We start from the raw sequence: 16,447 nt of genomic DNA, 5'->3' as shown, positions 1-16,447 counted from the left end.
GTTTCCAATGTCGAATCGACGATGCAACTGATGACTGACTCTGATCACGGATGACAGAGAGGCCACTGTGTCTGGGCAGCTATTGAAAACACCAATCGCGGTTGTCGGCATGGCGTGCCGACTGCCGGATGCGAATAATCTTCAGGAATTCTGGGATTTGCTCGACAACGGTCGAGACACAATCCGCGAAATGCCCGCTGATCGGCTTGATCGCGACTTGTATTTGGACGAACGCAAAGGTCAACGCGGTCGGACTTACGCTTCCATCGGCGGGTTGCTCAAAGACACACCGCCCCCGGCGAACTACCCGGAATCGTTTCGCCAACTCAAACACAGCGATCCGTGTCATCGGATCTTTTGCGAGGTCGTCGCCGAGGCGTGTCAACATGCCGGCTATGATCCGGCGGAGCTTCCGACTCAACGGGCCGGGGTGTACGTTGGTCATTCCGGCGGAAGCCCGATTGGTGGGGAACTGAACTACGCGGTGCTTGCCGGGCAATACGTGGATTATCTGCGTGACCTGCCTGGGTTCGCGAAGCTCCCCAACGATACGCAAGATGCGATCATCAATGAAGTCGTCACGGGGTTGCGGTCAGAACGGCCTCATCGCGACTCCGAAGGTCGGCCCGATGTTGAAGCGAACATGGTGGCTGGTTGCGTGTCGCGTGTGCTGGGCTTGGACGGCCCGCAGATGGCGATTGATGCGGCCTGCGCATCGGGTTTGGTGGCCTTTGCTCTCGGTGCGCTCGCCGTGCAAACCGGTGAAACGGACATGTCGATCGTTGGCGGGTCTTCGTTCAGCAAGCAAGACAGTCTCATTCTGTTTTCGCAAGCGCGTTCCTGTAGTGCGACCGGTTCGCGACCGTTCGATGCCGACGCCGATGGTCTGGTGAATTCCGAGGGGCACGTCGCGTTTCTGATCAAAACGCTCGATCGTGCTCTTGCGGATGGCGATCAAATTCATGCGGTCGTGCGTGGACTCGGTCTTTCGAGTGACGGTCGTGGGCGAAGTTTGTGGGCACCGCGGAAAGAAGGCCAAGTCGAAGCCATTCGCCGAGCCTATACTGGTCCTGTCGAACCGACCGAAATTGATTACGTCGAAGCTCACGCAACAAGCACTAAAATCGGCGATGCCACGGAGCTGTCTGCGTTGGGCGAGTTTTTCTCGCACGAGTTGGACGGAACGCGGTTGCCGATTGGTAGTGTGAAGTCGAACATTGGGCACACGCTGGAAACCGCCGGTTTGGCTGGGATGTTGAAGGTCATTTTGGCCATTCAGCACGGTTCGATTCCGCCGAGCATCAACTTCCGCACGCCGAACCCGAACGTGGATTGGAACGAACTCCCGTTCAAAGTGGCGACCACGCGTCGCGATTGGCCGACACATCCCGACCGGCCGCGTGCCGGTGCAGTGAATGCGTTCGGCATCGGTGGGTTGAACGTGCATTTGGTTGTCGAGGAGTTCCACGCTCGTCATCAATCCGCCAAATCAGAATCGAATTCCGTCCGTGTGACGCCTCGGGAACCGGCGGCGATTGCGGTCATCGGTCGCGGTGTTGTGCTGCCGAACTCGCTGGATGTCGGTGAGTATTCTCAGCTTATTCATGGCGAGCAATCCGCAATGACGGCGGCTCCAGCGTCACGTTGGCGAGCCGGTGAACCGCGGCGTGGTGGTTTCATTCACAACTACGCTTACGATTGGAAAACCCACAAGATTCCCCCGCTACAAATTCAGCGGGCCAATCCGATGCAGTTCATGTTGCTCGATGCGGCTGCCCAGGCTTTGAAAGAAGCCGGTTACGATCGCAAGGAGTTCGATCGACATCGTGCGGCTGTCGTGATAGGCACAATTTTCGGTGGCGAGTTCTCGAACGATCTACACGCGGGAATGCGGTTGCCGGAGTTGACGCGGGAACTAAGTACGGCACTTGAGCGACGTGGCATCGACCGGGCGACTCGCGAACAGTTATGTGCGGAATACGAGTCCTACTTCCTGAAGCAACGGCCGGCGTTGCTCGATGAGACCGGCAGTTTCACCAGTAGCACGTTGGCGTCGCGAATCAGCAAAACGCTCGACATGATGGGCGGAGCGATGGCGCTCGATGCCGGTGATGTGTCGTCGTTCGCGGCTTTGTCGGCAGCCTGTCAACTGTTGGACAGCCAAACGTGTTCGGTCGTATTGTGCGGCGGAGCGCAACGGGCGATGGACCTGTCCGCGTTCGAGTCGTTCGAGAAACACGGTCGATTATCGGACTCGCAAGGCGACGGACACCTGCCCGGTGAAGGCGTGGCGATGGTGCTGCTCAAGAATCTCGCGGATGCCGAGCGGGACGGCGACACCGTTCACGCGGTAATTCGCGGCGTTGGTGCGGGAGCAGATCAGAGTCTCCAAGACGCTGCGATTCGAGCCGGCCGCCAAGCAATTCGTTCAGGACAAATCGATACCGCCGCGGTTGGCCAAGTCATTGCGGGCAATGGTGTCGCGGCTTGTGACCGTGAGGAATTCGCCGGTATCGGCCAGGTGTATCCGGCAGTTCCACAACGTCCCGATCCACTCGTTCGACAGATCGGCCACATCCAAGCCGCTCACGGATTGGCGATGCTCGTCCGTAGCAGTTTTGTGGACTCGCGAAACGATCAATTGACAGCCCTGACGGGGCATACCCTCAGTGGGTTGGCCTATCATATTATTCTCGATCCGACATCGGGACGTGTTCGCTCAACGCGTCCGAATGTCTCAACGGAGCCTGTGTTCGTGACGAATTCGCCGACCGTTTCGCCAGGCCAAACGCCTCGGATTCTCCGTTGGATCGCCACCGATCGCCGCCAACTTGAACAGCAAGTTCAAACCGCCATCACGCGGAGCGAAGACGCATTTCAGACGGCCATCGAAACGCAATTCTCATCGCAAGACGGCATTCGCCTGACGGTGATTGCGGCAGATGCGAATGATCTACAACGCAAACTCAGTTTGTGGTGTTCGATCGGTCGGGATGGGGGGCGTCAAGCAACACTGCACACCGAAGGCGTGTACGAAGCCGATTTGCAAACGACGCCTCCTCGGTTGGCGTGTCTGTTTGCCGGACAGGGATCGCAATACGCGGGAATGTTCCGTGAGTTGGCGACGTCCTCACCGGCGGTTCGTAGTCGGTTGGAGCAGATCGAAGCCTGTCTGCGGGATGCGGGTTTGCCATCGTTTGCATCAATGGCTTGGGACCGCCCAGAGAGTTTGGGCCGCGATGTCGTCGCAACACAGACCGCGATTCTCGTGGCGGATGTGCTTGCCTGGGAAGCGATGTCGAGCCTGGGCGTCAAACCGTTCGCGTTCGCCGGTCATAGTTACGGTGAATACGCCGCCCTGGTTGCCGCTGGCGTGTGGAGTTTCCCACAAGCGTTGCGAGCGACTCAAGCTCGTGCGTCGGCATTGTCGTACTTGACAGCCGGCAGCACACAAATGGTGGCTGTGCGAGCAGGACGCGACGCAGTGCAACCGTGTGTTGATCGGCATTCTGGCGTGTTTATTTCGCACTTCAATGCTCCCGAAGAGATCGTCATCGGGGGATCGACCGCGGACGTGCAAGCCGTCATGCGGGAGTTGAATGCCGAGCGCATTCCGACATTCGAACTAACCGTACCGTGCGCGTTCCACACACCGCACCTCGCACCGGCACAAAGTCGTTTGGCAATGGGCTTGGCAGCAGAGCATTTGTTGCCACCGGCGACACCGTTTATCAGCAGCGTGACGGCACGTTACACCGCCGACGCCGAAGACATTCGCAAGAACCTCGCCGCTCAACTCGTGGAGCCGGTGCAGTTCGTTTCCTTGATCGAGCGGTTGGCCGATGATGGCGTGAACGTCTTTCTGGAGATCGGTCCATCGCAAGTCTTGACCAAACTCTCGCGACGAATCTTGAACGACCGTGCGGTGACATGCTTTGCGTTTGACCACGCCAACCGCAGTGAAGCCGAGCAGAAATTGTATCGGCAAGCGGTTTTGGAAACCTTTGGACTTACGAACGAAACCACGACTCCGGTAACCACATCAGCACCAACTGTCTCGGTTCCGATGACGAAGACCAACGTAGAGAAACCAGTTGGTCCGCCGGTCGATTTCGACGCGACTGCCGCTCGTCGACAACGACGACGACAAGCCGCCGAGCAAAGCCGACAACCTCAACCGACCACAACTACCACGCCGACTTCGAAAGAGAACACGGAACCGGAAGCGGCTCCCGCGATTGATCTTGCCGAACTGAAGCAGTTCCTGGTGGATTTCGTGATTGAGCACACGGGGTATCCGCGTGATGTGGTGAGTCTGGATGCGGACTTGGAAGCGGACTTGGGGATCGACAGCATTAAGAAAGCCCAACTCTTCGGCGAGTTCCGCGAGATGACGCAACTCGCGGCGGAAGGTGGGAACGGCAACGGTTCGATCAACGCGTTCCGCACGCTTCGGGAAGTTTTGGAGTTGGCGGGTGAAGTCCGCGAAGCCGTGGCAATTCCGGAACCCGAGCCGACACCGGAACCGGTCCGCGAACCCGAACCGCATTTGCAGTTGCGAGTCGATCAACCACCAATCACGGAGACTGCCCCGGTTGCCAGTTCGTCGAACTCGGACGCCATCGACGTGGACGTCTTAGAACAATTCCTCGTGGATTTCGTGATCGAACACACGGGTTATCCACGCGATGTCGTGAGTCTGGATGCAGACTTGGAAGCGGATTTGGGAATCGACAGCATCAAGAAAGCTCAGCTCTTCGGCGAGTTCCGGGAGATGACCGGACTTGCAACCGAAGGCGAAGGCGGAAGCGGAAGCGGTTCGATCAACGCGTTCCGCACGCTTCGGCAGGTGTTGGAGTTGGCCGGATCGGTCACGCCGTCGCCTGACGTTTCTGAACGGGTCGAAACATCGACCGAGCCGACGAAGCCCATTGAGACTTCCTCGTCGGACGCTGGATTTGACGCTGACAATCTCGAGCAGTTCCTTGTGGATTTCGTGATCGAGCACACGGGTTATCCGCGTGATGTGGTGAGTCTGGATGCGGACTTGGAAGCGGACTTGGGGATCGACAGCATCAAGAAAGCTCAGCTCTTCGGTGAACTTCGCGAGATGACCAACCTCGACAGCGAGGTTTCCGGCAGCGCGAACATGCAGCAGTTCCGCACGCTCGGGGAAGTGCTGGAAATGGTGGGCGGTGTGGCGTCACCGAAGAACGAAGCGGTCCCCACAACGACGATTTCGGAACCCGTCTCGGAAGTGGTACCGTCGTCGGTGCCGTTGCGTGGTCCGAATTATCTCAAGGGTTTCCAGCGTGCCGAACGCGAGCGAGCCGAGATCGTTTCCTTCCTGAAAGCCGAGGCTGATCGCCGACCGTTTGCGGAAACGGGAACGAGCATGGCTGTCTCTGCCGATACGCTCACTGCGGATCAACACGAAGAGTTGCGAGGGTTGGCCGACGGAACCGGTGTCGATTTCGGGAACATTCTTGCTCATCACGAACGATTGCTGGGTGAAGACGACCAGTCCACCGAACCGGAATCAACCACGAACGAACCGGAAACGATTTCACGGCGTTTCGTGTTGCGGATGGTCGATCTTCCCAATGCCGGCCCGGATATGGCAGAGCCGACATTCTCCGGAGCCGCGTTGATCGTGGGGCAAAACCGAGTTGCGGACGCACTGAAACAACGTTTGGAAGCGGTCGATGTCGATGTGACTGTGCTCGCTCCGGACGCTGATCCGGCGGCGAACGTGAAGCGTCTGGAAGAGATTTGGGCAACCAATCCCGTGCCGCACTTGTTCCTCGTGACGCCCTGCGACGACGACGCGATCACCACAACGGACGAATCGGCGTGGCTACGTCGACGGCAAGTCAGCTTGATGAGTTGCTTCGGACTGTGCCAACGCTGGGTGCAGTTGGCGATGCGGGACAAGAAACTTGCGGACGGTTCCGTGATTGGTGTCGGTTCGCTGGGTGGCGATTTCGGGTTTTCACTCAAATCGGGCGATCAACCTCGCAGTGCCGAAAGCGGCGGACTAGCGGGTTTGATGAAAGCCATGTGCATCGAAAATTGGGTGAACGGTTTTCGATCCACGCCGGTCAAAATTGTCGACACCGCTCACACCGACAGCCCCGAAAACGTGGTGGCCGGAATCTGGCGGGAGTTGGCGGCACCGAGTCATGATCTCGAAGTCTCTTGGCACACCGGACGGCGTCAAGTTGTGCGTGCGGTTCCGCAAACGGTACCATCGTCGCGGCGGGAAATCCGTCGGGGCGGTACCTGGGTTTGCACAGGCGGAGCACGCGGGGTGACGGCGTATGTGCTCAAAGAACTGGCCCCTCGGTACGATTTGAAACTGCATCTCATTGGGACGGCTCCGGCACCGAACTTTCCTCCGCATTGGCGGGAATGGCGAGAGTCGAATCGGCAGCAGATCAAAGCCGAAGTCATGCGGCAGGCTCGGGAAAGCGGGGAAAATTCCGTTCGGGCTTGGCAAGACACCGAGAAGGCATTGGAGATCGACAAGACGCTCCAGGAACTCGCGGACCTGGGTGTGACGGCCGTGTACCACTCCTGTGATGTGGCTGACCGTTCGCAACTCGCTGAGACATTGGCCGAGGTGCGAAAGCAATCTGGTCCGATCCATGGAATTTTGCACGGTGCGGGTATCGGTCGAGATGCTCGATTCGATCGCAAAGACATGCGGAAAGTTCAACAGTGCATCCGTGCGAAAGTCGACGGGGCACTCGCGATGATGGAACTGACCGCGACGGATCCCATCGAACAATTTGTCGGGTTTGGTTCGATCAGCGGGCGATTTGGTGCGAACGGGCACACGGATTATTCACTCTCGAACGACATGCTGGCGAAGTTGGTCGGTTGGTATCGTTCGCAGCGTCCGGATGTGGCTGCGGTCGCGTTCCATTGGCACGCCTGGGACGATTGTGGTATGGCGGTCAAACCGGAGACGCGGTTGGCTCTTGAGATGATCGACATGCAATTCATGCCCGCTCGGGAAGGTGTGGAACACCTCATCAACGAATTGCTCGCCAACACGCCGGAACCAGAAGTGTTGATCACGGATGAACGGTACTACCGCGTGTTCAATCCGGCGGAAACGCGAGCGATGGAGTGGTACCCCAATCCCAGACCACCGCGACTGTCGGTGGATTGGTGCCCGATGTTGGAGCGTTCGCTCACGGCCGGCACGGACAGCGGTTCGGTCAAATTGACGGTCTATCCAAAACGCGATCCGTTTTTGGTCGAACATCGGGTGCAAGACACACCGGTGATGCCCTTGGCGGTCGGTGTGGAAATCCTCTGCGAAGCGGCGATGTGTGCCGCCGGGCGACGAGAACGAATTCGCTTGCGAGACATCGAAGCCTTGCGAGCTCTCAAGTTCTTCGAGGAAACGCCGAAAGAGATTTCCTCGCGAATCGTCAACTGCAACGGCAATCATTGGACGTGTGAACTTGTTGCCGATCAAACGACGCGTGACGGCCGACTCGTCGAAGCCGACCGCGAATATCTGCGAGCGACGGTCGAGATTGGCGTGGGAGACGCCACCTACGTTCGGCCTAGTCCGGCTCCGGATCACGGGTGGGAAACGATTCACTACGTCGGCCCGGAGAGCATGGTTTATCACGGCCCGGTGTTCCAGAACTTGACCAAGTTCTGTTACCAAGGCGATCGCGGTTGGGCGAAGATTTCGGCTCCCGCTTTGACAGAACTTGCCAGTGCTCGGCGGAACGTGACTGGTTGGACGATCCCAAGTGCGGCTCTCGATGCGTGTTTGTACGCGACGGCATTGCTCGCGTGGAAGCAGGTTGAGGCGGCCCCGTCGTTGCCCGCGAGTATGGGCGAGTTGGAAGTCGGGCGTCTCACACGACCTGGCGAAGCATGCATCGTTGAAACGAAATTCCTTCGGCGAGATGGCCAACGGGCGTGGTTTGAATTCTCGCTCTTTGGTCAGAACGAAGATTTGATCCTCCGTGCCAAAGGTTACGAAATCGCGTTCTTGGGATAACTGCGAGTTTGATACCGACAAGAAATTTTTCCGATCACCAGGACCGACCACACGGCCAGAACTTATGTATGTGACACCTTCTCGACTCGATCCTTGCACGACGCCTGCGGATTACACGTCCGCCGCTGCGTACGAGGCTGAATGCGCGAGCGTGTTGCGACCGGCGTGGCATGTGGTTGGGACGGTCGCGGAGCTGAGTCAGCCGGGGGACTTCCTCACCTGCGAGTTGTTCGGGCGAGCGGTACAGGTCCGGAATTTCGATGGCGAATTGCGAGCGTTGTCGAACGTCTGTGCCCATCGTCATTGCCTGATCAACGACGAAGCCCACGGTCACAGCGAAACGATGACCTGCCCGTATCACGGATGGGAATACGGAGCCGACGGCCTCACCCGGAGGATTCCCGCCGCTCACAATTTTCGACCGGCTCAAAAGGGATCGGCGTGCTTACCGGTGTACCGAGTCGAAGCGTGTGGCGGGTTGGTCTTCGTGTGTGTGGACGGTGCTCAGTCCGTCAACCTTCGAGAGTTCCTCGGCGATTTTTCCGAACAACTCGAGTCACGATTTCCCGCCGAGCAAACTCCAGCGATGGTGTGGAATATCGATTTTCCGGTGAATTGGAAGGTCGTCGTCGAGAACACATTGGAAGCGTATCACGTGCCGTTCGTGCATCCGGAGACGTTCCGCGAAGATCCCGGTGAAGACCGCAGCGAGCACATTTTGCTGCCGAACCGAACGGCACTCCGCACGCAGTTGCCGTTCAGTCCACACTCCAAGTTGGACGCATGGTTCCAACGGGTCGAAGGACGATTTCTCGGTTGGTTGGGGCGGGATGTGACCGGCGGGTACGAACAACATCATCTGTTCCCCAACTTACTGTTCTCCTTCACAGACACCTTGAGTCTCTGCCACGCGGTGATTCCGACCGGACCCACGTCATGCCGAAGCATTGTCCGGCAGTTCGGTATTCGAGGCGAAGCGACCGGGTTTCAAAAGTGGTGCGTCAAGAGATGGGACGGCATCGCGGCATGGCTGACAAAACGGGTCTTGCTGGAAGACGCAAGCTTGTTCGATCGCATCCAAAAAGGACTGACATACAGCGAACAAGACGGGATTCTCGGACGTTGCGAAGAACGCATTTTTGCGTTTCAACAAGCGTTGAAGACAACCACGGCAGGCAACCAAACGAACGCAGCATGACACAAAGAACTCTTGGGAAAGACGGCTTCGATGATTGATCTCACAGGCAAAACGGCGCTCGTGACCGGTGGCTCCCGTGGTGTGGGGCGTGCGGTGGCGTTGCGATTGGCGGAAGCGGGCGCGGACGTGGTGATCAATTATCTCACGTCTCAATCACGGGCAAACGCCGTCGCCGAGGAGGTGCAACAACTTGGTCGGCAAGCACTCACGGTCAAGGCCGATGTGAGTGAAGCCGAAGACGCTCAGGCGATGATGGAGTTCGTCGGCGAACGGTTCGAGCGGTTGGATATTCTTGTGAGCAATGCGGCCGGCGGCGGGTTTCGTCCCCTGATGCAAGCCAGTCCGCGACACTTCGACGCCGCCATGCACACCAACGCTCGGGCATTGATGACGTTGGTCCAAGCGGCCCATCCGTTGTTGACAGCTCAAACGAGTTCGCAGGCGAAAGTGATCGCATTGTCGAGTCATGGTTCGCAGCGAGCACTCACCGACTATGGTTTGATCGGAGCGTCAAAAGCGGCGTTGGAAAGTCTCACGCGGCACCTGGCGTTGGAATTGGGCCGCGATGGCATCAACTTCAATGTGGTGTTGGCGGGGTTGCTGCCGACCGACGCGATTCAACTTCTCCCCGGTGCCGAAGATATGTTCACCGCCTTAAAGGAAACGCTCTTAGTGCCGAATCGGGAGTTGAAAACGGAAGACGTCGCGGATGCGGTGTTGTACCTGGCGAGTCCGTTGAGTGACCTTGTCCAAGGACACACATTAGTGATTGACGGTGGAATTAGCATTCGAAGTTGAATGAAGTTGACATGGCTCTGTGAGCCGTGACACGCAAAATGACACGTGGACGAAGTTCTCGGATGACCCTACGGAGGGGGTTTGATGTCGCATCGTGAGTGCTGGTCGATCGATGAATCGTTGCCGAGCGAACCAATGACATTGCCATTGGTTCCGTTCGAGCGATTCATGATGATCGACGATCGGCCCGAACATCCGATGACGTTCTACACCGAAACTCGTCTTGCTGGGGAAATCGATCCCGAAGCGATGCAACAAGCGGCGATCGCAACCGCTCGTCGTTCGCCGCTCTTGTGCTCCCGTGTTGACAACATTGACGGCGTGCCACATTGGGTCGCATGGGACGAATTCCAAGTGCATGTCGATGAGGTCTCTGAGGAGGCGATTCACACACCGCCCCGCGGCACAACGATCGATTTGCATCGCGAAATCGGATGGCGAATTTGGTTCTCACGACAGGACGGAAATTCGATTCTGCGAATGCAGTTTCATCACGCTGCTTGTGATGGCAAGGGAGCTGCTCAGGTCTTTATTGATCTAATGACCGGGTACTCGCAGTTGACGGCGGCAAAAGAAGACCAAATTGGTTGGCGAAAATTGCGACCGGAAAGTTTGCCAAACCGAGGCGTGTTTCCCCCCGTCAAATCGACACGGACCGTCACTCGTTGGCAGGCGATGAAAGGGGCTTGGGATTTCCACATGCGGAAACCGAAGCCGTTGGCATCCGAACGCCGACAACCGATTTCCTCGGGGCATCGTGAACCATTGCAATGGGAACAATGTGAGTTCACCGCCGCGGAGACCGAGAACTTCCGCCGACTCGCGCGTGAGCTGGATTGCACTCTCAATGATGCGGCGACGGCGTTGCTGTTTCGAACCTTGTCGGATTGGAATACGACTCACACGGCCAACCGACCGAAGCACCGTTTGCGAATTCTGATTCCAACGGACTTACGCAACCGAGCCGATGGCCGACTGCCCGCAGCAAACCGAATGGGGTTTGCGTTCATCACGCGGCCGGTTTCGCGGTGTGCCGATTGGGATTCGCTGCTGGAAGGCGTGCGAGCGGAAACGGAATTCATCAAGGACACACAGGCTGGTCGGGTTTTTCTCAACGACATGAGTTTTCTCACGGCTCATCCGAAACTTCTGGCAGGGTTACTGCGTCGGTCGAAGTGTTTGGCGACTGCGGTGCTGACAAATCTCGACGATCCATTGCGACGGTTTCGACGACGGTTCCCTTCGGAGGACGGTCGGATCGCGGTTGGGAATCTCCGTATAACTGCGATTTACGGACTTCCACCGATTCGGATGGGAACACGGGCGGGGTTTGGAATTTGCCACTGCAACGGTGAAATGACTCTCAGTCTGCAAACCGATCCCGCGTGGTTCACTCGAACGGACACGCGGGCACTGTTGGAATCATACGCACAAACTTGGCGGGACTGGGCCGCCGCGATTTCGGGTTCGGCTGTGGACACGATCAACTTGCCGGAAACAACGACACCGAAAGTACGGAGGATCGCATCATGAACGGATTCTGGTTGGTGTCTTTGTTCGTCATATTGGCGGTCGCAGGCTGGCGGATGTGGAAGTCCGGTCCACGAAGCGCGATCGGCACCGCTGTTGCGATTGCCATCATACTGCCAGTGTGGATCTCGCAGAGTCTCGGTGGTCAAATGATCGACCTGCGAATCGCGGGGACCGCCTGCGTTCTGCTGATGTACCTGGCACACCGAGACGGTACGATCCGCACGAAGCTCGTCGCAATCGACTTCATGGTGTTCGGCTTGGTCGGTGTGCATTGCTTGGCGGACACCTATCACAATGGCTTCTCCGCCGGAATCCTCCTGCGAGCCTACGGCGAATGGCTGCTGCCATATTTCGCCGGTCGGTTAGCCATTCAAAGCATGGACGATATTCGGGACTTGCTGCCGATCGTGGTCGTCGTGGGTTGTGCTCTTAGCTTCTTATCCATATTGGAAGCGGTTGGAAATTCCAACCCGTTTGAAACGGTCTTTGGGAATCGTCCGGTGAAAGGCATCGCCAGAGATGCCCAACGATTCGGGATGAAGCGTTCTTTCGGTCCGACGGGACATCCCATTTATCTTGCGGTTCTCCAACTGATGTTGTTGCCCTGGATGCTTTATGCGTTCTCGGTTGCCAAACGCAAACTTGGTCCGGAGTTGTGGCTTGGTGCGCCTTTTCTGTGTGCGCTTGGAATTTTCGTGACCGGATCACGGGCCGCGATTTTTGCAACTCCGATTGTTCTGTACATTGCCGCCCTTTTCATTTGGAAACAGTGGCGAAAACCCTTGTTGATTGGTGGCGGAATTTGCGGGGTCTTGTTGGGGCTTTTCATTCAACCCCTACTGAATGAAGTGCAGAACTGGTCCAGGGAACTCGAATTTGGCAAGACGATTCTCGTGGATGGGGAAGAAGTTCAGTACACCGGCACGATGAACCGATTTCATCTCTTCAAAGTTTACCGACCGGCGATGCAACGGGCGGGGCTGCTTGGTTTCGGAACCGAGGCTGTTAGTGGTTTTCCCATTAACGTGCCCGTGGGGCCACAAGATGTCGAAACATTGAAGCGGGTTCGCTACATCGACAACGCTTATGTCTTGATGCTCCTGCGATTTGGTTGGTTGGGTTTGCTTGGTTTTATTGCCGTTGGCGTGAGTGTGCTGGTCAGTCAGATTCGATTGGCACTCATGACTCAACGTCGTGGCTCGCAGTTGTTTGCCTGTCTTGCGGGTGGCACGACGGCGTTTCTGCTGACCCTGATGACTGTCTGGATGCCACACGACTTCGGATTTTTCTACCTGTGGACCGCTGGGGCAACCGCGGGACGGCTTGCGAATTTGAGGCCCATGGCACGGGTCGTCAAACGATCGTCCCACCATGGTGTCCGGCGAAGACGTGCCGCCTGAGAGACGAACGAGAAATCAGCACGGCAGCGAATACTCATTCTTAAATTCATCATCTGATGTTCGACAAAGGATCTCCCATGTCACATGAAAACCGATTCGGCTTTTCCGGAACGGTGCTTCCGGTCACTATCGCCGGCGTTGTCGTGATTGGTTGCGGAATCGTCATTGGAATCGGCAAACCGGAGAACACGGAAACCGAACCGGAGTTGCCGATCCTGAATTTCCGCAAGGCGGCCGAGGATGATGCCAAGCCGTTGACGGTCAAAGTTGGCGGTCAGGAAATCACACTGGATGAAGAAGGTCTCACGAACATCGACGCTGAACCGACGGTCGGCGGACGAAACGATGTGATCACTCAGTTGCCAGTCGGTGAATCAGAATTGGAGTCGGCGTTCAATCGCGGAAGCCGCTACCAATGCAAGATTGTGGGAGCCGGGAAACCTTTGATGTTGTCGAACTTCATCGCCATGCCGCTACCTCCAGGCCAGAAGAACACGGCCGACAAGTTACCTCCGCTCATGCGGCGGATGCCTGCGTTGACGGTTGGCTTGGATATTGCCCCCGGTGATCGCGGTGATTTGCCCACACTCAGTTCGCGAATGATTCTTTCGTATCTCGATGAGAATTATGTCAGCATCCAGGCTCAAGTCTTGAAAGATCCTGCGACACGCGAAATCTATTTGCATCCTCGGCCGGTCGCTGCGACGGCGGCTTATCGCGGGGCGACGGTGTCTGCCAAGTGTGAGTCGGCGGTCTTGGCTTCGATCAAGAACTTCCGCAGCTTGGGCTTGCTCGTGAAACCGGATACCGAGCCAACTCCGGCAGACCTGCGAACGTTGGTTTTGCTCAACCGTTACGAAATGGCGTCCATTGGTAGCAACACACAACCGAAGTACGAACTCGCGTTTATCCGTGTTTCGGTGGACGGTGAAGAACCACGACTGCGGGCGTTCGTTACATCGAACAATCGGACCATTCTTCACGATATGGGTGACGTGAACCGCCCGTTCGCTTCCTCGGGATGTGATATTCTCGCCAGCGTGTTTTTCACGAAGTATTCGCATGCCTCGCTTGTGCCGAGTGAAAGTGCCGTGCGAAAAACACGAATCGGTGGACAGCAATACTCGATCGCCGACTTGGAACGTTACCTGAATGAGAACGGCGTGGAAGGTGACATCTGGGCGAATATGCTCGATGTCATCGACGCGTTAGTCGCCAAGAAGTCGGCGGGATAAGACAAATCGCGAACCGCCTGCCGGTCGTTTGTGATGGGCGGGATTCATTGACACAACACGACCATTGAGGAGTGATCACTATGCGAGTCATCGTGACTGGTGGAGCCGGATTTATCGGTAGTCATATCGTTGACCAACTTCAGGAACTCGGTCACGAGGCGTTCGTGATTGACGATCTGTCATCCGGAAGCAAAGCAAACTTGCCCAGCAATGTCCCGGTGTACGAGGTGGACATTCGCAATCGCGAGGCGGTGGCTCAAGTTTTTGATGAGGTACGTCCTCAACTTGTCTCGCACCAAGCGGCTCAGATGTCGGTCAGCCGTTCGGTTCGCGAGCCGGTATTCGATGCCGAAGTCAATGCGCTCGGCATGCTGCATGTGCTGGAGAATTGTGTCCGGCACAACGTGGAGCGGGTTTCGTTCGCGTCCTCGGGTGGTGTTCTTTACGGCGATGTGGATACGCCCGTGCCCGAAGAAACACCAGCGGCACCGATTAGTCCATACGGAATCACGAAGTTCGTCGGCGAACAGTATCTTCAGTTCTACGCTCGCGAGCATGGTTTGAAGTCGGTGGCGTTGCGATACACGAACGTGTACGGACCGCGACAGAATCCGCACGGGGAAGCCGGTGTGGTGGCGATTTTCTGCAAGGCGATGCTCGGCGGAAAGCCGTCCACAATTTTCGGTGACGGCGGATGTGTTCGCGATTATGTGTTCTGTCGTGATGTCGCACGGGCGAACGTTCTCGCGTTGACGCATGATGTGGAAGACACATTCTCCGCGTTCAACATCAGCACGGAAGTTGGCACGGACGTAAATCAGTTGGCCGGTCAAATCCATTCGCTGGTCGAGGCTCAGCAGAAAGCCAGCGGGATCGAATCCCCGAATGTGCCGAAACCCGATCACGGGCCGGAACGTGCCGGAGACTTGCGTTCGAACTTGGCCGGTCATGGCAAAGCGACTCGCGTGTTGGGATGGAAACCGGAAGTCGATCTGTGGACCGGATTGGAACAAACCGTCGCCTGGTTCGCGGAGCAAAGTGAAGCCGCCGTTTGATTCGGTTGGCTGTTTGTTGTCGCGTCTGAAACTCACGAGAACACGCCATGTTCGTGCATGACTCCCAACTTCCACAATTGCTCGACGCCTCCGCATACGGTGGCGCGGAGCAACATTCTCGGGAGTTGGCGTCTGTATTCCAACCGGCTTGGCATGCCATCGCGACAACCGATGAACTCGCCGATGAAGGAAGTTTCGTCACGCGCTCGCTGCTCGGGAAACCGTTGGTGTTGTGGCGATCCGAGGGAGAGTTGCGGGCGTATCTCAATGTGTGTCCGCATCGCTTCAATATGTTGCAAGCGGCGGAGAGTGGCTGCACACAGCGGTTGAAATGTGGCTACCACGGTTGGGAATATGGAGCGGACGGTCGTACCCGTCGCATCCCGGAAGCCCAAGGGTTTCGCCCGATCGATACGGAAAAAATCTGCCTGCAATCGTTTCCCATCGAGACCTGCGGACACGTCGTCTTCGTTTCCCTGTCACCGAACGTCATACCACTTGCCGACTGGATGGCCGATTCCAAGTCCGACTTTGAGTCCGCCTTCTCCAGTGATCGCACTTGCATTGCAAAAATCGAACGCGATGTTCCGGCGAACTGGAAAATCATCGTCGAGAATGCTTTGGAGAGTTATCACCTCGAAAGCGTGCACACCGAGACATTCCGACGAAACCCCGATCCCGAAACGTGTGAGCACACGCTCGGCGAGGGTTGGTCACGATTTGAAACTTGCTCTCCGCCGGTGGGGCGGTTGCAGCGGCTGGCCGATCGGGTTGTGTATGGTGTGATGGGGTTGCAACGCGATGACCGTTACCGTCACACGATGGCCTGTCCGCATCTGATGGCGGGACGGGCGGGAATGTTTACGTGGTGTCACACGATCGAACCGCTTTCGGCTCAATCGACTCGCGTGCGATTATGGATGTTCCTTGAACCGCACCATCGGAACATCGTCTCCAAACTGACCGCCGCCACGATGTCCTGGGGAGCGAAACGCTTCACGTTGAAAGCGCTGATGGAAGACGTGGCCATCGCCACCAGCGTGCAACAAGGAGCCAAGACGGCAGACATCCCCTTCGCCGGGTGTTTGTCTCCTCGCGAGGAACGGGTCTGGCATTTCCAGCAGCATTTGCAGTCGATGCTTGGCGGTCGCGGCGTTGAAACGGCAGCGGCTTAGGTATCCGCGTTTGTGCAACATCAA

At 57.1% G+C, this 16,447-nt stretch carries 8 protein-coding genes; all 8 read left to right on the top strand.

Annotation, left to right across the window (positions count from 1 at the left end):
- The first annotated feature begins 67 nt into the window (after positions 1-67).
- On the top strand, positions 68-8,029 hold the full coding sequence (locus G6R38_RS20015) for a type I polyketide synthase (RefSeq protein ID WP_166830410.1): 7,962 nt from the start codon (positions 68-70) through the stop codon (positions 8,027-8,029).
- 70 nt (positions 8,030-8,099) lie between these two features.
- Positions 8,100-9,227: an aromatic ring-hydroxylating oxygenase subunit alpha gene (locus G6R38_RS20010; protein ID WP_166830408.1), complete on the top strand. Its 1,128-nt coding sequence runs from the start codon at positions 8,100-8,102 to the stop codon at positions 9,225-9,227.
- A gap of 30 nt (positions 9,228-9,257) precedes the next feature.
- Positions 9,258-10,025 carry an SDR family oxidoreductase gene (locus tag G6R38_RS20005; RefSeq protein WP_166830406.1) on the top strand — a complete coding sequence of 256 codons (768 nt, stop codon included), beginning with the start codon at positions 9,258-9,260 and terminating at the stop codon, positions 10,023-10,025.
- 84 nt (positions 10,026-10,109) lie between these two features.
- Positions 10,110-11,558 (top strand): hypothetical protein, encoded by a 1,449-nt coding sequence (locus tag G6R38_RS20000; protein WP_166830403.1) that lies wholly within the window; start codon positions 10,110-10,112, stop codon positions 11,556-11,558.
- Positions 11,555-12,958, top strand: coding sequence for an O-antigen ligase family protein (locus G6R38_RS19995; RefSeq protein WP_166830401.1), 1,404 nt, complete (start codon positions 11,555-11,557; stop codon positions 12,956-12,958). Before G6R38_RS20000 ends, G6R38_RS19995 begins: the two co-directional genes overlap by 4 nt.
- A 77-nt stretch (positions 12,959-13,035) precedes the next feature.
- On the top strand, positions 13,036-14,193 hold the full coding sequence (locus G6R38_RS19990) for a hypothetical protein (protein WP_166830399.1): 1,158 nt from the start codon (positions 13,036-13,038) through the stop codon (positions 14,191-14,193).
- Between the two features lie 80 nt (positions 14,194-14,273).
- A complete protein-coding gene (locus tag G6R38_RS19985; RefSeq protein WP_166830397.1) occupies positions 14,274-15,248 on the top strand; it encodes an NAD-dependent epimerase/dehydratase family protein in 975 nt (324 codons plus the stop codon).
- Between the two features lie 47 nt (positions 15,249-15,295).
- Positions 15,296-16,423, top strand: a complete 1,128-nt coding sequence (locus G6R38_RS19980; RefSeq protein WP_166830395.1) for an aromatic ring-hydroxylating oxygenase subunit alpha — start codon at positions 15,296-15,298, stop codon at positions 16,421-16,423.
- The last annotated feature ends 24 nt before the right edge of the window (positions 16,424-16,447 follow it).

The organism is Thalassoroseus pseudoceratinae (assembly GCF_011634775.1).
GTDB classification, from domain to species: Bacteria; Planctomycetota; Planctomycetia; order Planctomycetales; family Planctomycetaceae; genus Thalassoroseus; species Thalassoroseus pseudoceratinae.
This window is presented reverse-complemented; position numbering and strand designations above follow the sequence as displayed.